Source organism: Sphingopyxis sp., from assembly GCF_050916055.1.
Lineage (GTDB): Bacteria > Pseudomonadota > Alphaproteobacteria > Sphingomonadales > Sphingomonadaceae > Sphingopyxis.
In genome coordinates this window covers 3625800-3647063 of record NZ_CP051527.1, presented here as the reverse complement: position 1 = coordinate 3647063, position 21264 = coordinate 3625800, and the positions used below count along the sequence as shown (strand labels likewise).

Below are 21264 nucleotides of genomic sequence, written 5' to 3'. Positions count from 1 at the left end.
CGCTCCATCCTGTGCATCGCTGTCATGCCGAATTCCGCCTACTGTCACGCCGTGCCGCCCCCTCTGCCCCCTTTGACCGCCGATCCGCACCGCGGCCGCCCCATGCCGCTCACCGCCTGTGCCGGGCACAAGCATCCTGTCCCGGGCCAAGGCCCGAAAGCGCGCGAATCATGTCGATGTGGCGGCCGCCGGCGAAGGCCAGCGACCCCTCTGTCTAGTCAGGGCATCGCGAGTCGATCAACCCTGCGGGGTGTAAAAATACTGAAATAAAAATCTTGACTCGTTGGGGGTGCCGGAAACCCGCGCAAACGTCTTTTTCTATATCTTTTTCAATACTTTACTGGTTCATTTTTCGTCGCCCCGCAACGAATCGCAGTAAATCCGTCACTTACCGCGGTGCAACACTATTGCCATCGCGCCGTCACAATCGCGGGCACAAAAAAGGACCCGCTGGCACGAGGCCGGCGGGTCCTTTTGTTCCCTTTCGGGACGGATCGAATCAGGCGATCGCGTTCACGCTCTTGGTCAGGCGCGAATATTTGCGCGCGACGGTGTTCTTGTGGAGCACGCCCTTCGCGACGCCGCGCGCCATTTCGGGCTGGGCGGCCTTGAGCGCGGCGGCGGCGCCATCCTTGTCACCGGCGGCGACGGCATTTTCGACCTTTTTGACCAGCGTGCGAATGCGCGAAACGCGATTCTTGTTGACGATGGTTCGCGCGGTGTTGCGGCGGATGCGCTTTTTTGCCTGCGGCGTGTTGGCCATAAATTCCTCGGTTTACAAACGGTCTAGGTCGGTCGGAGCGCAGCGTCACCGGAGCGGCCGAATCGCGCGGGTGCAGCGAATCAATGTCCGGATACGGCCGGTTCCGGTAACCCGGACCCTGCTCGAAGGGTGCGCGCATAGCCAGACAGCCCCGGTTGGTCAATCATTTTTGCGGGAACCATGCCATCTCAACGCTGGCATTTGGGGCAATAGAAGGTCGACCGCCCGCCTTGGACGATCCGCGCGATAGTCCCGCCGCATGGGCACGCTTCGCCCTCACGGCCATAGACGCGCCAGTCTTTCGCGAAATAGCCCAGCTCGCCGTCGGGCTGTTTATAGTCGCGCAGGGTTGAGCCGCCCGCCGCGATCGATGCCTCGAGCACCGCCTTGATCGCCGGCACCAGCGCCGCGAGCTTCGCCCGCGACACCTCGGCGGCGGGCTTCGCGGGGTGGATGCGCGCCATGTTGAGCGCCTCGCACACATAGATGTTGCCGAGCCCGGCGACGATCGTCTGGTCGAGCAGCATCGCCTTGATCGGCGCGCGGCGCCCCGCCAGCGCGCGCGCCAGATAGTCGGCGTCGAAGGCATCCGACAGCGGTTCGGGTCCGAGGGTGACGAAGGCGGGAAAAGCGGTCAACGGATCGCCCGCGACCAGATCGACCGAGCCGAAGCGGCGCGGATCGTGGAGCATCAGCCGCTGGCCCGCGGCGGTGTCGATGAGCAGATGGTCGTGCTTGCCGGGTTCGCCCGCGCCGATCCGCCAGCTGCCCGACATGCCGAGGTGAAAGATCATATGGTCGCCGCGGTCGGTGGCGATGATGCCATATTTGGCGCGGCGGGTGAGCCCGGTGACGATCGATCCGGTGAGCCGCTGCGACAGGTCGACCGGGAAGGGGCGGCGCAGGTCGGGGCGCAGCGTCGAGACGCGGACCAGCCGCTGGCCGGTGAGGTGCGGCGTCAGGCCGCGGACGGTGGTTTCGACTTCGGGCAGCTCGGGCATAGGTGATCCTGACCCCGACGCGGCTACGCGCCATTTGCGTGCGCTTCAACCCTTGGCTAAAGGCCGGTGCGAGTTCCTCTCCTCCCCTATCAAGGCGCGCATCGATGGCCACACCCGAAACCGTCAGCTTCGGATATGAAACGGTCGCCGCGACCGAAAAGACCGCGAAGGTCGGCGAGGTGTTCAGCCGCGTCGCGCGCAAATATGACATCATGAACGACGCGATGTCGGGGGGCCTGCACCGATTGTGGAAGGACCGCTTCGTGCGCCGCGTCAAACCGCGTGCGGGCGAGGCGATCCTCGACATGGCAGGCGGCACCGGCGACATTGCGTTTCGCATGGAACCGTTCGGCGCCAGCATCACCGTTGCCGACATCAACCCTGACATGCTCGGCGTTGGCATGGCGCGCGCGGCGGAGCGCGGCATCGATTCGCTCGTCTGGAGCGAGCAGAACGCCGAAACCCTGTCGTTCCCCGACCAGTTTTTCGACGCCTATACGATCGCCTTCGGGATCCGCAACGTCACCGACATCCCCGCCGCGCTGGCCGAAGCGCACCGCGTGCTGCGTTTTGGCGGGCGCTTCTTCTGCCTCGAATTTTCGACCAACGAATGGCCCGGTTTCGCGCAGGCGTATGACGCCTATTCGCACCGGGTGGTGCCGAAGCTCGGCAAGCTGATCGCGCAGGACGAGGACAGCTATCGCTATCTGATCGAATCGATCCGCCGTTTCCCGCCGATGCCCGAATTCGCGGCAATGATCCGCGACGCCGGCTTCACGGCGGTCAAGGTCGAGCCGATCATGGGCGGGCTGGTCGCGATCCACAGCGGGTGGAAAGCTTGACCCGTCCTGTCACGCATATTTTCCGCCTGCTGAAGTGGGGCCGCATCCTCGCGCGCCACGGGGCGCTGCGCGGGATCGAAAGCGCGCCGACGACGCCGCCGGGGGTCAAGCGGCTGTGCCGCATCGCGCGGTTCGGGACGATCCAGCCGAAGATCCCTGACTATGCGGCGGCGTTCCAGGCGATCGGGCCCGCGGCGGTCAAACTGGGCCAGACGCTCGCGACGCGTCCCGACCTGGTCGGCGAAGAGGCGGCACGCAACCTGCTATCGTTGCAGGATGCGCTGGCGCCGGTCGCGTTTGCGCGGATCCGGCAGGAGATCGAGGCGACCTTCGAGGTACCGCTCGAAAGCCTCTATAGCGCATTCGATCCCGAACCCGTCGGGTCGGCGTCGATCGCGCAGGTCCACCGCGCGGTGACCACCGAGGGCCGCCCGGTCGCGGTGAAGGTGCGCCGCCCCGGCATCGACAAGCAGTTCGCGCACGACATCGAAACCTATGAATGGGCGGCTGCGCATCTGGAGGCGCTCGGCGGCGAGGCGTCGCGGCTGCGGCCGCGGCAGGTGATCGCGAATTTCCGCCGCTGGACGCTGCGCGAACTCGACCTGCGCCGCGAGGCCGCGTCGGCGTCGGAACTGGCCGACGCGATGGTCGGGGTGCCGACCTATGAGGTCCCGGCGATCGACTGGGACCGCACGACCAGCAAGGTGATGACGCTCGACTGGATCGACGGCATCAAGATTTCGCGCCGCGACGAACTGATCGCCGCCGGGCACGACATGGAACAGCTGGCGGGCAATCTGGTCCACGCCTTCCTGCGCCAGGCGATCGCCGAGGGCTTTTTCCACGCCGACATGCACCAGGGCAATTTGTTCGTGAAGGCGGACGGGACGATCGCCGCGGTCGATTTCGGCATCATGGGGCGGATCAACCGCAAGGCACGCTTCTGGCTCGCCGAAATCCTCTATGGCCTGACCACCGGCAATTACCGCCGCGTCGCCGAAATTCACTTCGAGGCGCAATATGTGCCCGATTATCACAGCGTCGAGGAATTCGCGACCGCGCTGCGCGCCGTCGGCGAACCGATGCGCGGCAAGCCGGTGAGCGAATTGTCGGTCGGGCAGATGCTCGACGGGCTGTTCGCGATCACCCGCGATTTCGACATGCAGACCCAGCCGCACCTGCTGTTGCTGCAAAAGACGATGGTGATGGTCGAGGGCGTCGCGACAATGCTCAACCCGAAGATCAACATGTGGGATGTGTCGGGACCGTTCGTGAAGGAATGGATCCGCGACGAGTTGGGCCCCGAGGCGGCGATCGCCGACGGACTGCGCGAGCAGGCGGGGACGCTGGCGCTGATCCCCGACATCATCCGCCGCCTCGACGCGCAATTGCCGAAGCCGGGTGGCGCCCCGCCCGCGCCGCCGCTGCCCGACATCCCGCTGATGTGGGAAAGGGGCGAAAAGCGGCGCGGGTGGCGCTATGCGCTGATCGCGCTGGCGGGAGCTGTGGCGGGCGCCGGAATAATGTCTTGGCTTGGTTAAAGGAGAGCCGCGGGGTTGGAGGAACGACCTTTCTCGCCTCGGTTCCAACCGGCATCATTGCGACCGTTGCTGTTTTCACCCATTTCACCATCCAGACCAACGGCTTCCCCGCCGGCATTGGGCAGTTTTTGGCGGTCGGGGTATTGGGCGCAGCCGTCGGCCTGCTGCTGATATGGCCCTTCTGTCTCTTCGCCACGATCTTCGGACTGGGCCTGATCGAGAAACATGGCTGGATTGCGTCGCGTTGGGCATGGATCGCTTCGAGCGCCGTCATCGGCGCGCTTCCGCTGTTCACCCTTGTGCTGACGAATGACGACACGCGACCCGAGGCCTTGGCGACAGCCATCCTCTATGGTGCGATTCCGGGCGCCTTTGCCGGCACGTTGACGCATCGATTGCTGCGGCTCGCTAAACCGACCGGGCCGCATAGCTTGCCAAATTGATCGACCATGCGCATATCTTATGCGCAAGGAGAATGGCGATGAACCGTCCCGCGCGATTTGAAGGCCCCAAGAAGGCGACCAATGTGTCGCTGAGCGCCGACTTGGTCGATGAGGCCAAGCAGCTCGGCATCAACGTCAGCGAGGCATGCCAGACGGGGCTTGCCGCCGAGGTCAAAAAAGCCCGTGAGGCGGTGTGGAAAGAAGAAAATCGCGCCGCTATCGACAGCTGGAACGACTATATCCGCAAGAACGGCCTTCCGCTTGCCAAATACCGGCAATTCTGATGGCGCAATTCGACGTGCATGAAAGTCGGCTGGGCGAGGAGCTGCTGCTCGATTGTCAGAGCGACCTGCTCGACCATTTTGGGACGCGTTTTGTTGTCCCTCTGTTGTCGGCGCAAACGGCCAGAACACTGCCGCGCCTGCACCCTATGTTCACAATCGACGGCGAGCAGCATATACTTGCGACGCAACTCGCATCAGCCGTCGACGTCGAAGATCTGGGCCGCAAGGTCGGCTCGCTTGCCGACCAGCGCTACGACATATTGAACGCACTCGACGTGCTGGTGACGGGGGTTTGACGATGACCAACCCCCGCATCCTGCTCATCATCGGCGGCGGCATCGCCGCGTACAAGAGCATCGAACTCGTGCGCCTGCTCCGCAAAGCGGGCATCACGGTGCGCTGCGTCATCACGCGCGCGGGCGAGCAGTTCGTGACCCCGTTGACGCTCGCGGCGCTCAGCGAGAACAAGGTCTATACCAATTTGTTCGACCTGAAGGACGAGGTCGAGATGGGGCATATCCAGCTCTCCCGCGAGGCCGATCTGGTCGTCGTGGCGCCGGCGACCGCCGATTTGCTAGCCAAGATGGCGGCGGGGATCGCCGACGATCTGGCCACCACCCTGCTGCTGGCGACCGACAAGCCGGTGCTCGCCGCGCCCGCGATGAATGTCCGCATGTGGTTGCACCCCGCGACGCAGCGCAATGTCGCGACGCTGCGCGGCGACGGGGTGACGGTGATGGACCCCGACGAGGGAGCGATGGCGTGCGGCGAGTTCGGCCCCGGCCGGCTGCCCGAGCCGGCGGCGATCTTTGCCGCAATCGAGGCGGCGCTGACGCACGCCCCGGCGCCGTCACCGCTGTCGGGCCAGCCCGATTTCGCCCCCGCGAACCACCGTCCGCTTCATGGTCGCCGCATTCTCGTCACCGCCGGCCCGACGCACGAACCGATCGACCCGGTGCGCTACATCGCCAACCGCTCGAGCGGGAAGCAGGGTTTTGCGATCGCCGCCGCCGCTGCCGAGGCCGGCGCCGAGGTGCTGCTGATCGCCGGCCCCGTCGAACTGCCGACCCCGCCGGGAGTGATCCGCGTCGATGTCGAGACCGCGGTCGAGATGGCCGAAGAGGTGCGCCAAGGCCTGCCCGTCGACGCAGCGATCATGGTCGCCGCGGTCGCCGACTGGCGCGCCGCCGACACGCAGGCGCAGAAAATCAAGAAGGATGGCAGCGGCGCGGTGCCGCCGCTGGCGCTCGCCGAAAACCCCGACATTCTCGCCAGTCTCGCCAAATCGCCCCAGCGCCCCGCCCTGCTGATCGGCTTTGCCGCCGAAACCAACGACGTCATTCCGCATGCGCAGGTAAAGCTGGCGCGCAAGGGGTGCGACTGGATCGTCGCCAACGATGTGTCAGCCGACCCCATGGGGGGCGAGACGAATCGGGTGCATATCGTTAGCAAAGACGGCGTAGACAGCTGGGACCGGTTGCCCAAGGCTGCCGTCGCCCGCAAATTGATGGAAAAGATCGCCGATGAACTCGACGCCCGCGTCCCCGCCGAACCCGATTGAGATCGCCATCCAGCGCCTGCCCAACGGCGGCGGCCTGCCCCTGCCCGCCTATGCGTCGGATGGCGCGGCGGGGATGGACGTCGTCGCTGCAGAGACGCTGACGATCCGCCCGGGCACGCGCCACGCGGTCGCCACCGGCTTCGCGATGGCGATCCCGCCGGGGTATGAGGTGCAGGTCCGCCCGCGCTCGGGCCTCGCGCTGAAGCATGGCATCACCTGCCTCAACACCCCCGGCACGATCGACAGCGATTATCGCGGCGAGGTGAAGGTGATCCTTGCCAACCTCGGCGACGAGAGTTTCGAGATCAAGCGCGGCGACCGCATCGCGCAGCTGGTGCCCGCGCCGGTGCAGCGGGCGACCTTTGCCGAGGTCGCGGCGCTGGACGACACCGCGCGCGGCGCCGGCGGCTTCGGATCGACCGGGGTTGCGAGCGAGCCGGTCGAGGACGAGGCCGAACCCGCGGGCGTCGCTTCGCTGTCCGCCATCCCGCTGCGGCGCCCAGGCGAATAGCGCTTGCTCAGCGACGCCGAACTCGACCGCTACGCCCGCCAGATCATTCTTCCGGCATTCGGCGGCGCCGGGCAGGCGAAGCTCAAATCCGCGCATGTCGCGGTCATCGGCGCGGGCGGCATCGGTTGCCCGGCGATCACCTATCTGGCGGCGGCGGGGGTCGGACGGCTGACGATCGTCGATCATGACATCGTCGAACTCAGCAACCTCCAGCGCCAGCCGCTGTTCACCGACGCCGATATCGGCGCGTCCAAGGCCGTCGTTGCGGCCGACGCGGCGCGGCGGATCAACCCGCATGTCGAAGCCATCGCACGCGCCGAGCGCTTCGACCCGGACAATGCCGCAGCGCTGGTGGGCGGCGCCAGTATGATCCTCGACGGCTGCGACAATTTCGAAACGCGGCTGGCCGTCAATCGCACCGCCGTCGCCCTCGAAATCCCGCTGCTAAGCGCCGCGATCGGCGCCTTCGAAGGGCAGGTGGCGCTGTACGAAGGCTGGCGCGGCGACGCCCCCTGCTACCAATGCCTCGTCGGCGCCGACCCCGATCGCGCGGGGATCAATTGCGCCGAAGGGGGGGTGATGGGCGCGTTGGCGGGAATGATCGGGACGATGGCGGCGCTCGAAGCGGTGCGCGCGCTCACCGGCTGGGGATCGCCCTTGAGCGGGCGGCTCGCGATTGTCGACATGCTCGAGCGACGCTGGCGCGAGGTTGCCATGGCCAAGGACCCGGAGTGTTCGGCATGCCGGGGCTGAGCGTCATCGTCGCGGTGGCCGAGGGGCGGCGTTTTTGCGCCGCGCTCGAAACCGCGATGGCGGCGGCGGCGCTCGGGCAGCCGGCGCGCCTGTTCCTGCAGGGCGATGCGGTAGCGATGTTACGCGCGCCGGCAGGCTTCGCGGGCGACGGCGCGCGCCGCGCGGCGGGGCTGCCCGACCTTGCGACGCTGCTCGGCGAAGCGGTGGCGATGGATGTTGAACTGGTGGCGTGCCAATCGGGCCTGGCGCTGACAGGGCTTGATGCCGGGATGATCGTGCCCGGCGTGAGCGCGGGCGGGCCGGTGAGCTTTCTGGCCGGGGTCGGGCCCGACGACCGGCTGCTCGTCTATTGAGCTTTATTCACGGGTTGTCACACACGGTGATCGCGTCGGGATCGGGCCGCGTGCCGGCGGGGACGAAGCGCGCCAGATAGCCGCCGGCATGCTGCTTGTCGTCGTAGGACACCAGCTTGTAGCCCACCGCCTCGAACTCGCACACGAGCAGGCGGAACGGCGTGCCATGTTGCGCGATCGGGCGGTCACCATCGACGACGATCACCTGCCCGCCGCGGCGCAGCGCCGGGCGCAGCCGCCACAGGAAGGCGTAGGGCTCGCCGATCTCGTGATACATATGGACCATGAATACGCGGTCGAAACTCGCCGCGGGCAGCCGGGGGTCATCGACCGCGCCAAGTTTGAGCGAAATATTGTCGAGCCGGTTACGCGCGACGCGGTCGGCCAGCCGCTCGATCACTTCGGGCATGATGTCCTGTGCGAGCACACGACCGTGTTCTCCGACGCGCTGGGCGAGGCGGACGGTGTAATAGCCGTCGCCGGCGCCGATGTCGGCGACGGTCATGCCGGGGCGGACGTCGGCCGAGTCCATGACGTCCTCGGCCTCGTTGACGCGGTCGCGGGCTTCCTCGGTCGACCATTTGGTCGAGGTGATCGGCGCGACGGGACGGTCGGCGGGCGGAAAATCGCGGGCGGTTTCGATCCGGTCGCCGCCATCGTCCCACGGAGCATCGCAGCCGCCGAGCAGCGACACGGCCGTCAGCGCGGCGAAAACGGCCGCGACGCGCATCAGTCGATATCCTCCACCTCGACCTTTTCGCCGGTCACCTTCTGCGACAGCGCCGCCGCCATGAAGGGATCGAGCGCGCCGTCGAGCACGTCGCCGGGGGCGGTCGAGGTCACGCCGGTGCGCAGATCCTTCACCAGCTGATACGGCTGGAGGACATAGGAGCGGATCTGGTGGCCCCAGCCGATTTCAGTCTTCGCCTGATATTCGCCCGATGCCGCGGCCTCGCGCTTTTGCAACTCGGCCTCGTACATCCGCGCCTTCAGCATACCCATCGCGGTGGCGCGATTCTTGTGCTGCGAGCGGTCGTTCTGGCTGGCGACGACGATCCCGGTCGGGATGTGGGTGATGCGCACCGCCGAATCGGTGGTATTGACGTGCTGGCCGCCCGCCCCCGAGGCGCGATACGTATCGATCTTGAGGTCGCCTTCGTTGATGTCGATTTCGATATTATCGTCGATCACCGGATAGACCCAGACCGAGGAAAAGCTGGTGTGGCGGCGCGCCGAGCTGTCGTAGGGCGAGATGCGGACGAGGCGGTGGACGCCGCTTTCGGTCTTGGCATAGCCATAGGCATTCTCGCCCTTGACCAGCATCGTCGCCGATTTGATGCCCGCCTGCTCGCCCGCCTGATATTCGACCAGTTCGACCTTCAGCCCGCGCTTTTCGGCCCAGCGGCTGTACATGCGCTGGAGCATTTCGGCCCAGTCCTGGCTTTCGGTGCCGCCGGCGCCGGCGTGAACCTCGATGTAGGCGTCGTTGGCGTCGGCCTCACCCGCGAGCAACGCCCTGATCTTGTCCTCTTCGGCGCGCGCGGCGAGCGTCGCCAGCGAGGCGACCGCCTCGTCGATCATCGCTTCGTCGCCTTCCATCTCGGCGAGTTCGATCAGTTCGGCGGTGTCGGCGCATTCGGTTTCGATCGCGCGGGTCGCGGTGATCGCCGCGTCGAGCCGCTGGCGCTCACGCATCACGTCCTGCGCCGCCTTGGGGTCGTTCCACAATGTCGGATCCTCGACCTTGGCGTTGAGTTCGTCGAGCCGCCGCACCGCGCGGTCCCAGTCGAGAAAGCGGCGCAGCAGCGCGAGCGCGCTGCCAATCTTGTCGATATGATCCTGCGCTTCGGCGCGCATGTCCTTGCTCCTGAAACAGATGAAGACCGGCCATAGTGGTTGGCGGGCCGCGGGGGAAGCGTTCACGGCACGTCAGATGATCCCGCCGCGATCCTCCAGGAATTCGCTGTCGCTGCGCCGTGCCGGGCCCTGCTGGACCGGAGCGTCCTGGCGCCGCGCCGGCTTGATCGGCTGGATTTCGTCTTCGCGGATCGTGCGGCGCGGTTCGCTTTCGGGTTTGAACGCTTCCCAGATGATCGACGCCTTGGGATCGCTGCCCGGCCAGCTGCCATAGACCCGGCGCCCCGACCGGCGGTCGATGCGCACCATGCGGATGCCGCGCGGCGCAGTGAAGGGGACCGGCTGGCGATCGGCGAGCGCCTCTTCGGCGAATTGTTTGAAGATCGGCGCCGCGAGGCTGCCGCCCTGCGCATAGCCGCCCATGTTCCGCGGCTGGTCGAAGCCGATATAGACGCCGGCAACGACGTCGGGGGTGCCGCCGACGAACCAGACGTCGTTCGGTCCGGTCGTCGTACCGGTCTTGCCGAACAGCGGCACGCCCAGATCGCGGAGCCGCACCGCGGTGCCGCGCTGGACGACGCCTTCGAGCATGTGGACGACCTGATAGGCGGTCATCGGATCCATCAGCTGCTTGCCCGACCGGGCGAAGCGCGGCATCGGGCGGCCGTCCCAGTCCTTCTTGTTGCAGCCCTCGCACGGCTTCCAGTTCTTGGGGAAGATCACCTTGCCGCGGCGGTCCTGCGCATAGTCGATCACGCGCGGCTTGAGTTCGCGGCCGTGGTTGGCGAGCATCGCAAAGGCGTTGGTGATTTTTTCGACCGTCGTCGACCCGGCGCCGAGCGCGGTCGAGAGGTAAGGTTCATGCTCGCCGATGCCCATCGTGCGGATGGTGTCGACGATCGGCTCCATGCCGACTTGGCTCGCCGCCTTCACCGTCATCAGGTTGCGCGACTGTTCGAGGCCCCAGCGCATCGTATGTTCGCCCGCGCCGCCGGCGCCGCCGAAATTGCGGAAGCATTTGTTGCCGAGGCTGGCGCCCTGATAGACGCAGAACGGACCGTCGACGATCAGCGTCGCGGGGGTCATGCCATTGTCGAGCGCGGTCGCATAGACGAAGGGCTTGATCGTCGATCCCGGCTGGCGTTCGGCCTGCGTTGCGCGGTTGAACGACGACAGGCGAACGTCGAACCCGCCCTGCATCGCATAGATGCGTCCCGAATGCGGGCTTTCGGCGATGAAGCCGCCCGACACTTCGGGAATGTTGCGCAGCGCGTAGACGCCGTTGCCGCTGGCCTTCACCGCGATCAGGTCGCCGGGGCGCATCGCCGAAAAGGCGGTGCCGCCGGTCTTGCGATACCCGAGGCTCGCGGCGCCGGCGGGCAGCCGCCCGGTCGAGCCGTCCGAAAAGCCGATCTGCGCCTCGCCGCCCGATTTGGAGATCACTGCGGCGACGCGCCAGCCGTCATAATCGAGCCCGATGAAGCTCGACGCGAGCCGGCTCGCCCACTGGTCGTCGGCCTCGATCGTCGCGATGGGCCCCGACCAGCCCTTGCCGGCGTCGTAGCGGATGAGGCCGCGGCGCAGCGCGCTGGCCGCCGCCGCCTGCATCTTGCCATCATAGGCAGTGCGGACCCACAGGCCGCCGGCATAGACGCTGTGCGGGCCGGCATCGGCGGTTTCGCCGAATTCTGAGATGAGCTGGCGCCGCACCTCCTCCATATAATAGCCGCCGACCTGAGCGATCGCGGTGTTGCCGCTGTTGGTCAGGCCGAGCGGCATCGCCCGCGCCGCGTCGCGCTGCGCGGCGGTGATCCAGCCGTTACGCAGCATTTCGCTGAGCACGAAATTGCGCCGCGCCACTGCCTTGTCGGCGTGGCGGGCGCGGCCATAGGTTTCGGGCGCCTTGGGCAGGATCGCCAGAAACGCCATTTCGTGGAGCGCGAGCTGGTCGACGTCCTTGTCGAAATAGGCGCGCGCCGCGGCCTGGACCCCGAAGCTGCGCCGCCCGAGCGGGATTTCATTGAGGTAGAGTTCGAGAATCTGTTCCTTGGACAGCGCAGCCTCGATCCGCGTCGCGAGGATCGCCTCGCGGATCTTGCGCGTATAGCTGACCTCGCGGGTCAGGAGCAGGTTCTTCGCCACCTGCTGGGTGATCGTCGAGGCGCCGATCGGGCGGCCGTCGTTGGTCAGGTTGGTCAGGATCGCGCTGACGATCCCCGGATAATCGATGCCGCCGTGGCTGAAGAAGGTGCGGTCCTCCGCCGCGAGATAGGCGCGCACGAGGAGCTGGGGATATTCGCTATATTCCAGCTGGACGCGGCGTTCGCGGGCATAGGTGTGAACGGGCTTGCCCTCGGCATCGCGGACCATCGTCGGCAGCGGCGGTTCATAGTCGCGCAGCTGGTCGACCGACGGCAGGTCGCGCGCGAAAATCAGCCAGAGCAGGATGATGCCGAGCAGCCCGGCGAGCGCGAGATACCCAAGCCAGCGGAACCAGCGCCGCGTCCACATGTCGCGAAACCATGCGATGACGGCATTGCTGTCGCGGCGCAGGCGCAGGCGGAAATCGGGCGGACTGTCGGCGACCATGATGGCCAGCCTCTAAAGCCTGTGCCGCCGAAAGGGAAGCATCGTTGCGGCGACCGGATCAGGCCGCCGTCATGACGCCCAAAAAGCCGCCGCGGTCAGCGGGCGCGGCCGCGCGCGCCGACGGGCCAGATATCGACGAGCGTGTCGCCCGCGACGACATGATAATCGTCGTAGAGGTTCACCGTCGGGTCGCAGTGCGGCACGGTGAGGGTGACGGGATCGCCGGGCTGCATCCGGGTGCCGATGCCGGGGGCGATCAGCGCCGCATGTTCGTCGCCCATGAAGGCGAAGACACAGTCGGCAGGAGCGCCCGACCGCACCGCAGCGGCGCCGCCGTCGGTCGACAGCGATTTGAAGCCGGCGTCGATGGTGACGAGTCCCGGATGGTTGGCGCTGACGACCCGTGCGTCGACCGCCAGCGCGACCTCGAACGGCGGCGCGCCGTCGCCGGTCAGGTCGCAATCGAGATATTGTTTGTCCATGAAAACATAGCTGCCCGCCTGCAATTCGGTGAAGACGCCGAGGTCGAGGTCGATGCGGTGGGTGCCGGTGCCCGATCCGGTGACGATGGCGGGGGCGAAGCCGGCGTCGGACAGCGCCGCGATCACCGTGCCCAGATAGGCGGTGCGTTCGACGATCGCGGCGCGGCGCTCGGCAAAATCTGCGATATGCTGCTGCGACCCGCAATAAAATTGCACCCCGCGATAATCGAGCTGCGGCAGGGCGGCGATCGCCTGGGCGAGTTCGACCGCCTTGTCGGCCGACGCGACGCCGGTGCGCGCGATGCCGGGGTCGATGTCGATGACGACGCCCAGCCGCGCGCCCACCGCCGCCAGCGCCGCGTCGATCCGTTCGGCGACCGCGGGATGATCGACGACCGCGAGCAATCCGTCGGCGCGCGCCGCCAGCGCGGAGAGGCGTTCGATCGCGCGCGGCGCCGCGACGGGCGAGGTGATGAGGATGCCGGCGATGCCGCCGTAGGCCAGCACCTCGGCCTCGCCGATCTTGGCGCAGCAGACGCCGACGGCGCCCGCCGCGAGTTGGCGCTGCGCGATATCGACGCTCTTGTGCGTCTTGGCGTGCGGGCGGAGGCCGACGCCATGGCTGCCGGCGAGCGCCGCCAGCGCCGCAATGTTGCGGTCGAGCGCGTCGACGTCGAGGACGAGCACCGGGGTGTTGAGGTCGGCGCGCGACCCCTGCCGGCCGATCAGATGCGCGTGCAGCGCGCGGTCACTCGTCATGCGAACAGGGCCTCCAGATGCGGGTTGAGGAATTTGCCGTGCGGATCGGCGGCGCGGCGCACCGCGCGGTAGCGCCCCGCCATCGGATAGAGGGCATCGACGTCGGCGCGATGGAGCGTGTGGCGCTTGGCCCAGTGCGGACGGCCGCCGAAGGCGCGAAAGATCGCCTCGGCCTCGGCGAACAGCGTCGTCCACGGCATCTTGGCATATTGGTGCATCGAGATCGCCGCGACCGGGCCGGCGTTCATCGGGCTCAGCCAGATATCGTCGGCGGCGACGGTGCGAAATTCGAACGGAAAGGTCACCGGCAGCCGCTTGCGGCGAATCCAGCCGACGACCTCGGCAAGGGTATCGAGCCCGACGGCGCGCGGCATTTCATATTCCATCTCTTCGAAGCGCAGGGTGCGATCGGACGGAAAGATGCGATGTGCCGGGCCGCGGCGGCGGCCCGAAATGCCGCTTTTCATCATCAGCCGCTGGAGCGGCGGGGTCAGGAAGGGCAGCCGTGCCGAAATGTCGAGGATGCGGCGGAACGTCGCCTCCTCCATGTCGCTGCTGCTCGGCGGCGGATCGCACGGGTCGCACGGATCGAGCGTTTTCAGGATGACGTGATCGCTGTGCGGGAAGAACCAGAATTCGACGTGGCGGTGCTGCGCGGCCAGATCGTCATAGCTTTCGCGGACCTCGTCCCAGCGGCGCTTTTCGATCCGTTCGGCGAGGTGAAAGGCGGGGACCACCGCGACGTCGATTTCGGTCGCGACCCCGAACAGGCCGAGCGACAGGCGCTGCGCCTCGAACAGGTCGGCATGGGTGTCGGCATCGCAGCAGCGCACCTCGCCGTCGGCGCCGATCAGCCGGAACCCGCGCGCGAAGGTTGCCAGCGAGCCGAGCGCGATCCCGGTGCCGTGGGTGCCGGTCGCCATCGCGCCAGCGAGCGACTGCGGATTGACGTCGCCCTGGTTGGCGAGCGCCAGCCCTTCGTCCCACAGCGCCGCGGTGAGCCGCTTGATCGACCAGCCCGCGGGCACGCGCGCGCTGCGGCGATCGGGCGCCACGCTTATCTCGCCGGACAGCGCGTCGAGACCGACGATCAGATCGTCCGATTCGCAGAGCGGCATGAAGCTGTGGCCGGCGCCGGTCGCGCGCAATTTGCGCGCGCCGCGGATCAGTATTGCGAGTTCGTCCTCGCTATGCGGCCGGGCGACGTGTGCGGCGGCGGTGACGCTGCCCGACCAATTGCTCCAGCCCATGCTTCTCTCCTGCCGCCGACGCCAAGCTGTTCGCGGCAGGAAAGCTAGTCAAGACACTATCAAGTCCGGTCAGCGCGCCGCGATCTGGCGGGCGAAGTGGATTTGCACCGCATCGCGCACGCCGCGCGCGACCTTTTTCTGTCCCGCCGCCGAGGCGAGGAATTCGGCGTCGTCCTTGTTCGAGATGAAGCCCGTTTCGAACAGGATCGACGGCGTGTCGGGCGCCTTCAGCACGACGAACGAGGCGAAGCGGTGCGCGCTGGTGCGGAAGGTGACGTCATCCGCCGCTTCGCGCTGGAGCAGGCGGGCGAAGTCGGAGGCGACGTTCATCGTCTCGCGCTGGGTGAGGTCGAGCAGGATCGACGACACGTCGCTGTTGTGCGCGCCGAGATCGATGCCGTTGATGATGTTCGCCTTGTTCTCGCGCGCCGCGAGCCGTGCCGCCTCGCGGTCGGAGGCGACTTCGGAGAGCGTGTACACCGACGCGCCGTGCGCAGTTTCATTCTCCGCCGCATCGGCGTGGAGCGAAATGAACAGGTCGGCCTTCAGCCGGCGCGCGATGCCGAAGCGTTCCTCGAGTACCAGATAGCGGTCGTCGGCGCGGGTCAGCGCGACGCGCACCCGGCCCGAGGCGAGCAGTTCGGCGCGCACCGCCCGGACCAGCGCCAGCGTGATGTCCTTTTCGCGCTTGCCGCTATGCGGGCTGATCGCGCCGGGATCGTGACCGCCATGCCCCGCGTCGAGAACGACGAGCGGCAGGCGGTCGTTGTCGGGCCCTTCGATCGGCGGCAGCGCCGGCGCCGGCTTCGGCTTTCCGATCGGCACCGAGACGCTGTAGCGTTTTTCGGGCGGCTTGGCGCGGAACTGCGCCGGCGGCTGGATTTCGACCCGCGGGCCGCGCGCGGCGCGCTCGAAGGCATCGGCGGACACCGGACGGAGGCGGAACGACAGGCTGCGGCCGTCGGCGGCGAAGCGCGCGTTCGACACCAGCGCCGGCTCTGCAAGGTCGATCACGACGCGCGCCGTGCCCGGCCCTTGCTGGCCCTGGCGCACCGCGCGGACCATACCCGCGCCGGGTGGCGAACGACCCGCCTCGGCCCCCGCGATGTCGAGCGCGATGCGGTCGGGGCCGGCGAGCAGGAAGGTCGAGGCGCCGGCGACCAGATCGTCGAAGCGCACGGTGATTTCGCCGTCGCCGATCTCGACCGCGCCGATATGCCCCGCCAGCGCCGCCGACGGGTTGAGCAGGATGGACAGGAGAAGGAACGCGAGGCCCATGATGCGGTTATGCCGCCGCGGGCGAGCGATGGTCCAGCGCTTATTGGAAAACATGACGCCCCCGGCCACAGAAGAGAATGAACCGCCCATTAGCCATGGCGCGTCAAGCGCGCGTCAATCGGCAAGGTTAACCGCCGATTCAGCATGTTCGCGGAGACCCGACCGCGGCCGCCGCACCGCGCCCGGCCGATCTTTCTGCCCGGCCGCGCTTGCCGTTGCCCGAAGCCGATGCTAGCACCGACTTCGCTGACGGTGTCGTTCCCGGTGCCGTCCGGCCTTTTGAGGGGAAGGCCTGTTCCGCGAATCGCGGTTCATGGTCGCCTTGGTGCCGGACATGCAGGGAAGGACGACCTGCCGTCGGTCCACCCGGTTGACCGGACAGTCGGGGCGATCGCCAGCCGCCCGCCCCGCCCGCCCGCTCACCCCGTAACAGGTTGATGCCGCATGAGGCTTGCCATGCCCTCTTCTTATCCCGACGCGGGCGCTTGCGCTCCGGCCGTCGCCGGATATGAAGACCGCATGCGCGTCCAGAACCGGACGCTGGCCCCCCGCGGCAATAACGTCTTCTTTCTTTTCACCCTTTTCCGCCGCAGCCGCCCGTCCGGGCGGCTTGCAGCCTTTTTGATTGGCGCGCTGCGGCGCGCCTGGAGTGTTTATAATGACCACGCGCATGTTGATCGACGCGCGGCACCGGGAAGAAACCCGGGTCGCCGTCACCCAGGGAAACCGCATCGAGGAGTTTGATTTCGAGTCCGCCGAGCACAAGCAGCTCAAGGGCAATATCTATCTCGCCAAAGTAACCCGCGTCGAACCGTCGCTGCAGGCGGCGTTTGTCGAATATGGCGGCAATCGCCACGGCTTCCTGGCGTTCAGCGAAATCCACCCCGACTATTACCAGATCCCCAAGGAAGACCGTGAAGCGTTGCTGCGCGAAGAGGCCGAGCATGCCGCCGAAGCGGCGATGCGCGCCGAAGAAGACCTCGACGAGCTGGAAGGCGATGTCGCCGACGTCGAATATCACGACGAGGACGACAATGGCGACCACCGCGACCACCGCGCCGATCGCGACGACGAGCGCGACGATGACGACCGGGGCGACGACGACCGAAGCGACGACGATCGGGGCGACGCCGAAAATGGCGATGCCGAGAACGGCGAAGACGGCGGCGAAGAAAGCAAGGACGGCCGCGGCGACCGCAAAGGTCGCGGCCGCGGACGCGGCAATGGCCGCAAGGGCGGTGGCCGCGGACGCAGCAGCCGCCGCGACGACGAGGACGGCGAAAACCGCATGTCGCTGCGCCGCCGTTACAAGATCCAGGACGTCATCCGCCGCCGTCAGGTGATGCTGGTCCAGGTCGTGAAGGAAGAGCGCGGCAACAAGGGCGCCGCGCTGACCACCTATCTGTCGCTCGCCGGCCGTTATTGCGTGCTGATGCCCAACACGATGCACGGCGGCGGGATCAGCCGCAAGATTTCGAACGGCGCCGATCGCCGCAAGTTGAAGGCGATGATCGACGAGATGAACCTGCCGCCGACGATGGGCTGCATCGTCCGCACCGCCGGGATGAGCCGCACCAAGGTCGAGATCAAGCGCGACTTCGATTATCTCGCCCGCCTGTGGGACGAGATCCGCCAAAAGACGCTCGAGTCGAGCGCCCCGGCGCTGGTCCATTCGGATAGCGATTTGGTCAAGCGCGCGATCCGCGACATCTATCATAAAGACATTGAGGAAGTGCTCGTCGAGGGCGACGAGGGCTATAAGGCCGCCAAGCAGTTCATGAAGCTGCTGATGCCGAGCCATGCGCGGCGCGTGAAGCAATATGCCGACCCGGTATCGCTCTATCAGCGCTACGGCGTCGAGGATCAGCTCGCCGGGATGCTCAACCCCGTCGTCCAGCTAAAATCGGGCGGTTATCTGGTGATCAACCCGACGGAGGCCTTGGTGTCGATCGACATCAACTCGGGCCGTTCGACGCGCGAGCATAATATCGAGCAGACTGCGGTCAGCACCAATCTGGAGGCCGCGGCCGAAATCGCCCGCCAGCTGCGCCTGCGCGACATGGCCGGGCTCGTCGTGATCGACTTCATCGACATGGATCACGGCTCGAACGTCCGCAAGGTCGAGCGCGCGATGAAGGATGCGCTGAAGAACGACCGCGCGCGGATCCAGATCGGCCGTATTTCGGGCTTCGGCCTGATGGAGATGAGCCGCCAGCGCCTGCGCACCGGCGTGCTCGAAGCCTCGACGCGCCCCTGCCCGCATTGCGAAGGCACCGGGCTGGTCCGCACCGCTTCGTCGGCCGGGCTGTCGGCGCTGCGCATGATCGAAGAGGAAGCCGCACGCGGCAAGGGCAGCAAGATCACGCTGCGCGCGAGCCAGGAAGCGACCTTCTATATCCTCAACGAAAAGCGCCGCGAGCTGCGCGAGATCGAGGAGCTGTACGGCGTTTCGATCGAAATCCTGCCCGACGGCGAGACCGAAGGCGCACGGATGGCGATCGAGGTCAGCGGCCCGCCGCCGGTCGTTCGCCGCAGCTTTGCCCCGATCGCGCCGATCGAGGATGACGATGACGACGAGGTCTTCGACGAGGACGAGGAAGAAGAGGTCGAAGCCGAAGACGCTGCCGAGCGGAACGAACGCCCGGCCCGCCCGCGCGACCGCGAAGACAGCGAAGTCGACGGCGAAGGCCGCAAGCGCCGCCGCCGCCGCCGCCGCGGTCGCCGCGGTCGCCGCGACGACGAAGGCAATGAAATCGTCGAAGGCGAAACCGATCGCGAGGCCGACGACGCCGAGACCGCCGACGCCGACGCAGCCCCCGCCGAAGCCGAGAGCGCCGACGCGGGCGAGACCGAAGAGGCCGAAGCCAAGCCGCGCCGCCGTCGTGGCGGTCGTGGCCGCAAGCCGAAGGCCGACACGCTGGCCGACGACGCCGGCAGCGACGCCGAGCCTGCGGACGAAGCCGCCGCGCCGGTGGTCGACGAGCCAGTGGCCGATGAATCGGTCGCCGAAGCGCCTGCCGCCGAGGAGAAGCCGAAGCGCAAGCGCGCGCCGCGCAAGCCGAAGGTGACCGCCGAGGATGGCGCCGCCGAGGCCGCGCCGGTCGTCGAGGTTGCCGAGGTGACGCACGCCGAGGTCGCCGAAGTTCCGGCGCTCGAGGCCGAGGCCGAACCCACCAAGCCGGCACCGAAGAAGCGCGCGAGCCGCAGCAAGAAGGCCGCAGCCGCCGAGGCCGCGCCCGAAGCGGCAACGACGCGCGACGCCGAACCGGTCGCCGGCGACAGCGACGGCGAGAGTGACGGGGACGGCGTCGGCCCCGACGGCGAACCGCGCCGCGGCTGGTGGCAGCGCACCTTCGGCTAATCCGAGCGGTCAGCCCCTTCGTCATTGCGAACGGAGTGAAGCAATCCAGAGCGGTTTACGCCGCCCTGGATTGCCGCGTCGCTGCGCTCCTGGCAATGACGATGCCCGTGAAGTCCGGCCTTGCCTCGCTGTGCCCTGCGCCCCACAAAGCCCGGAGGCTTCAGTGGAGGTTCAGGCTTGTGACGCGAGGACGGATAAAATGAGTTGCCCTCCGCCGCATCACCTGTTTCGGGCAGTTTTCCGTCTGTCGGTCACCCTGCTCGTGCTGCTCGCGGTGACGATGCGCCCCGCGATGGCGCAGTCGATCCTGCGCGATGCCGAGACCGAGGCGCTGTTCCAGGACATGATGGACCCGTTGCTCGTCGCGGCGGGGCTTCAGCCGGGACAGGTGCGCGTCCATCTGCTCGGCGAGCGCAGCATCAACGCCTTTGTCGCCGGCAGCCAGGATGTCTACGTCTTTGCCGGGCTGATCGAGGCCGCCGACAGCGCCGAAGAGGTGCAGGGCGTGCTCGCGCACGAGCTGGGGCATGTGATCGGCGGCCACGCGATCCGCGTCAACGATGGCGCCAAGGCGGCGACGAACATCTCGCTGCTCAGCTTGGTGCTCGGCGCCGCGGCGATCGCGGCGGGAGCCGGCGAAGCAGGCATGGCGGCCATGATGGCGGGGCAGCAGGCCGCGCTCGGCAAGTTCCTGGCCTTTACCCGCGTCCAGGAATCGACCGCCGACGCCGCGGGCGCTCAATATTTGTCGAAGGCGGGAATCAGCGGCCGCGGCAGCCTGGCGTTTTTCAAGAAGCTCCAGAATCTCGAATTCCGCTATGGTATCGAGCAGGACGACGATCAGGCCTATGGCCGCACCCACCCGATGTCGGGCGATCGCATCCAGACGCTGCGCGAGGTCTATGTGATCGATCCGGCGTGGGAAAAACCCGCCAACCCTGACATTGAACGCCGTTTCCAGCGGGTGAAGGCCAAGCTGCAGGGCTTCATCGCCGATCCCGAGCGGACGCTGCGCAAATATCCCGAAAGCAACAGCAGCATCCCGGCGCGCTATGCCCGCGCCTATGCCTGGCACAAGAGCGCCTATCCGCAAAAGGCGCTTGCCGAGGTCGAAGGCCTGCTCGCGACCGCGCCCGCCGACCCCTATTTCCTCGAACTCGAAGGCCAGGTGCTGCTCGAATCGGGGCGCCCGCAAGAGGCGATCCCGCCGCTGCGCAAGGCGGTGACCAGTTCGCGCTCGCAGCCGCTGATCGCGGCGCTGCTCGGCCACGCGCTGATCGCGACCGAGGACCCGGCCAACTATGCCGAGGCCGAAAATGTGCTGAAGACCGCGGTGGCGCTCGACAACCAGAATCCCTTTGCCTGGTATCAGCTCGGCATCGTCTATGCGAACAAGGGCGACCAGTCGCGCGCCGCGCTCGCCTCGGCGGAACGCTATCAACTCGAGGGTAGACAGGCCGCGCTGGCGCTGCGTAACGCCGAACTGGCGATGCAGGGCCTGCCCGAAGGGTCGCCCGACTGGATTCGTGCACAGGATATTTCACTGGTGGCGCGCGCCGAGGTGGAAAGCGAACGCAAACGGCGTTAGATTCGGGTCGAACAGCGGGGCAAGGCATCGCAATCAGCCGATGCATAA

At 67.2% G+C, this 21264-nt stretch carries 18 protein-coding genes and 1 pseudogene; 11 read left to right on the top strand and 8 right to left on the bottom strand.

Annotation, left to right across the window (positions count from 1 at the left end; all coding sequences use genetic code 11):
• Positions 1 to 499 precede the first annotated feature (499 nt).
• The gene (gene rpsT, locus HEQ22_RS17795) at positions 500 to 763 is read right to left on the bottom strand and encodes a 30S ribosomal protein S20 (protein ID WP_056344834.1); all 264 of its coding nucleotides are present in this window, start codon (positions 761 to 763) and stop codon (positions 500 to 502) included.
• A 188-nt stretch (positions 764 to 951) separates the two neighbouring features.
• Positions 952 to 1764, bottom strand: a complete 813-nt coding sequence (gene mutM, locus HEQ22_RS17790; protein WP_432769159.1) for a bifunctional DNA-formamidopyrimidine glycosylase/DNA-(apurinic or apyrimidinic site) lyase — start codon at positions 1762 to 1764, stop codon at positions 952 to 954.
• 104 nt (positions 1765 to 1868) lie between these two features.
• Between mutM and HEQ22_RS17785 the strand changes: the two genes are divergently transcribed.
• The 9 genes and pseudogenes from HEQ22_RS17785 (at position 1869) to HEQ22_RS17745 (ending at position 8052) form a co-directional block, all read left to right on the top strand.
• A complete protein-coding gene (locus HEQ22_RS17785) occupies positions 1869 to 2606 on the top strand; it encodes a class I SAM-dependent methyltransferase (RefSeq protein WP_432769158.1) in 738 nt (245 codons plus the stop codon).
• Complete coding sequence (gene ubiB / locus HEQ22_RS17780; protein WP_432769157.1) at positions 2603 to 4147, top strand: 2-polyprenylphenol 6-hydroxylase; 1545 nt, start codon at positions 2603 to 2605, stop codon at positions 4145 to 4147. The genes HEQ22_RS17785 and ubiB overlap by 4 nt, the downstream gene beginning before the upstream one ends.
• The gene (locus HEQ22_RS17775; protein ID WP_432769156.1) at positions 4135 to 4590 is read left to right on the top strand and encodes a hypothetical protein; all 456 of its coding nucleotides are present in this window, start codon (positions 4135 to 4137) and stop codon (positions 4588 to 4590) included. Before ubiB ends, HEQ22_RS17775 begins: the two co-directional genes overlap by 13 nt.
• On the top strand, positions 4587 to 4874 hold the full coding sequence (locus tag HEQ22_RS17770; RefSeq protein WP_432769155.1) for a type II toxin-antitoxin system CcdA family antitoxin: 288 nt from the start codon (positions 4587 to 4589) through the stop codon (positions 4872 to 4874). Before HEQ22_RS17775 ends, HEQ22_RS17770 begins: the two co-directional genes overlap by 4 nt.
• Positions 4874 to 5170 (top strand): CcdB family protein, encoded by a 297-nt coding sequence (locus tag HEQ22_RS17765; protein WP_432769154.1) that lies wholly within the window; start codon positions 4874 to 4876, stop codon positions 5168 to 5170. Before HEQ22_RS17770 ends, HEQ22_RS17765 begins: the two co-directional genes overlap by 1 nt.
• A gap of 2 nt (positions 5171 to 5172) precedes the next feature.
• The gene (gene coaBC, locus HEQ22_RS17760; protein WP_432769153.1) at positions 5173 to 6435 is read left to right on the top strand and encodes a bifunctional phosphopantothenoylcysteine decarboxylase/phosphopantothenate--cysteine ligase CoaBC; all 1263 of its coding nucleotides are present in this window, start codon (positions 5173 to 5175) and stop codon (positions 6433 to 6435) included.
• Positions 6398 to 6862: pseudogene (gene dut / locus HEQ22_RS17755) on the top strand (dUTP diphosphatase); the annotation flags it as partial. The gene coaBC and the pseudogene dut, both read left to right, overlap by 38 nt.
• An 87-nt stretch (positions 6863 to 6949) precedes the next feature.
• Entirely contained in the window at positions 6950 to 7699 is a 750-nt protein-coding gene (locus HEQ22_RS17750; RefSeq protein ID WP_432769152.1) for a HesA/MoeB/ThiF family protein, read from the top strand.
• Entirely contained in the window at positions 7687 to 8052 is a 366-nt protein-coding gene (locus HEQ22_RS17745) for a DsrE family protein (RefSeq protein WP_432769151.1), read from the top strand. Before HEQ22_RS17750 ends, HEQ22_RS17745 begins: the two co-directional genes overlap by 13 nt.
• Before the next feature lie 7 nt (positions 8053 to 8059).
• Here HEQ22_RS17745 and HEQ22_RS17740 read toward each other — a convergent pair whose 3' ends face one another.
• The 6 genes from HEQ22_RS17740 to HEQ22_RS17715 form a co-directional block, all read right to left on the bottom strand.
• Positions 8060 to 8782, bottom strand: coding sequence for a class I SAM-dependent methyltransferase (locus HEQ22_RS17740; protein WP_432769150.1), 723 nt, complete (start codon positions 8780 to 8782; stop codon positions 8060 to 8062).
• Complete coding sequence (gene prfB / locus HEQ22_RS17735) at positions 8782 to 9909, bottom strand: peptide chain release factor 2 (protein WP_432769149.1); 1128 nt, start codon at positions 9907 to 9909, stop codon at positions 8782 to 8784. Before prfB ends, HEQ22_RS17740 begins: the two co-directional genes overlap by 1 nt.
• Positions 9910 to 9981: 72 nt before the next feature.
• Positions 9982 to 12498, bottom strand: coding sequence for a penicillin-binding protein 1A (locus HEQ22_RS17730; RefSeq protein WP_432769148.1), 2517 nt, complete (start codon positions 12496 to 12498; stop codon positions 9982 to 9984).
• A 95-nt stretch (positions 12499 to 12593) separates the two neighbouring features.
• Positions 12594 to 13739 (bottom strand): DSD1 family PLP-dependent enzyme, encoded by a 1146-nt coding sequence (locus HEQ22_RS17725; RefSeq protein WP_432769147.1) that lies wholly within the window; start codon positions 13737 to 13739, stop codon positions 12594 to 12596.
• Positions 13736 to 14989 carry a D-arabinono-1,4-lactone oxidase gene (locus HEQ22_RS17720; protein ID WP_432769146.1) on the bottom strand — a complete coding sequence of 418 codons (1254 nt, stop codon included), beginning with the start codon at positions 14987 to 14989 and terminating at the stop codon, positions 13736 to 13738. The genes HEQ22_RS17725 and HEQ22_RS17720 overlap by 4 nt, the downstream gene beginning before the upstream one ends.
• Positions 14990 to 15058: 69 nt before the next feature.
• Positions 15059 to 16321 (bottom strand): N-acetylmuramoyl-L-alanine amidase, encoded by a 1263-nt coding sequence (locus tag HEQ22_RS17715; protein ID WP_432769145.1) that lies wholly within the window; start codon positions 16319 to 16321, stop codon positions 15059 to 15061.
• Positions 16322 to 16925: 604 nt separating this feature from the next.
• Between HEQ22_RS17715 and HEQ22_RS17710 the strand changes: the two genes are divergently transcribed.
• Both HEQ22_RS17710 and HEQ22_RS17705 read left to right on the top strand, forming a co-directional pair.
• Positions 16926 to 19628: an Rne/Rng family ribonuclease gene (locus HEQ22_RS17710; RefSeq protein ID WP_432769144.1), complete on the top strand. Its 2703-nt coding sequence runs from the start codon at positions 16926 to 16928 to the stop codon at positions 19626 to 19628.
• Positions 19629 to 19827: 199 nt separating this feature from the next.
• Positions 19828 to 21216 (top strand): M48 family metalloprotease, encoded by a 1389-nt coding sequence (locus HEQ22_RS17705; protein ID WP_432769143.1) that lies wholly within the window; start codon positions 19828 to 19830, stop codon positions 21214 to 21216.
• Positions 21217 to 21264 lie beyond the last annotated feature (48 nt).

Coding starts and splice junctions, on each gene's coding strand:
- rpsT (WP_056344834.1), bottom strand. CDS start 763: ATGGCCAACACGCCGCAGGCAAAAAAGCGCATCCGCCGCAACACCGCG.
- mutM (WP_432769159.1), bottom strand. CDS start 1,764: ATGCCCGAGCTGCCCGAAGTCGAAACCACCGTCCGCGGCCTGACGCCG.
- HEQ22_RS17785 (WP_432769158.1), top strand. CDS start 1,869: ATGGCCACACCCGAAACCGTCAGCTTCGGATATGAAACGGTCGCCGCG.
- HEQ22_RS17765 (WP_432769154.1), top strand. CDS start 4,874: ATGGCGCAATTCGACGTGCATGAAAGTCGGCTGGGCGAGGAGCTGCTG.
- coaBC (WP_432769153.1), top strand. CDS start 5,173: ATGACCAACCCCCGCATCCTGCTCATCATCGGCGGCGGCATCGCCGCG.
- HEQ22_RS17745 (WP_432769151.1), top strand. CDS start 7,687: ATGCCGGGGCTGAGCGTCATCGTCGCGGTGGCCGAGGGGCGGCGTTTT.
- HEQ22_RS17740 (WP_432769150.1), bottom strand. CDS start 8,782: ATGCGCGTCGCGGCCGTTTTCGCCGCGCTGACGGCCGTGTCGCTGCTC.
- prfB (WP_432769149.1), bottom strand. CDS start 9,909: ATGCGCGCCGAAGCGCAGGATCATATCGACAAGATTGGCAGCGCGCTC.
- HEQ22_RS17730 (WP_432769148.1), bottom strand. CDS start 12,498: ATGGTCGCCGACAGTCCGCCCGATTTCCGCCTGCGCCTGCGCCGCGAC.
- HEQ22_RS17725 (WP_432769147.1), bottom strand. CDS start 13,739: ATGACGAGTGACCGCGCGCTGCACGCGCATCTGATCGGCCGGCAGGGG.
- HEQ22_RS17720 (WP_432769146.1), bottom strand. CDS start 14,989: ATGGGCTGGAGCAATTGGTCGGGCAGCGTCACCGCCGCCGCACACGTC.
- HEQ22_RS17715 (WP_432769145.1), bottom strand. CDS start 16,321: ATGTTTTCCAATAAGCGCTGGACCATCGCTCGCCCGCGGCGGCATAAC.
- HEQ22_RS17710 (WP_432769144.1), top strand. CDS start 16,926: ATGACCACGCGCATGTTGATCGACGCGCGGCACCGGGAAGAAACCCGG.
- HEQ22_RS17705 (WP_432769143.1), top strand. CDS start 19,828: ATGAGTTGCCCTCCGCCGCATCACCTGTTTCGGGCAGTTTTCCGTCTG.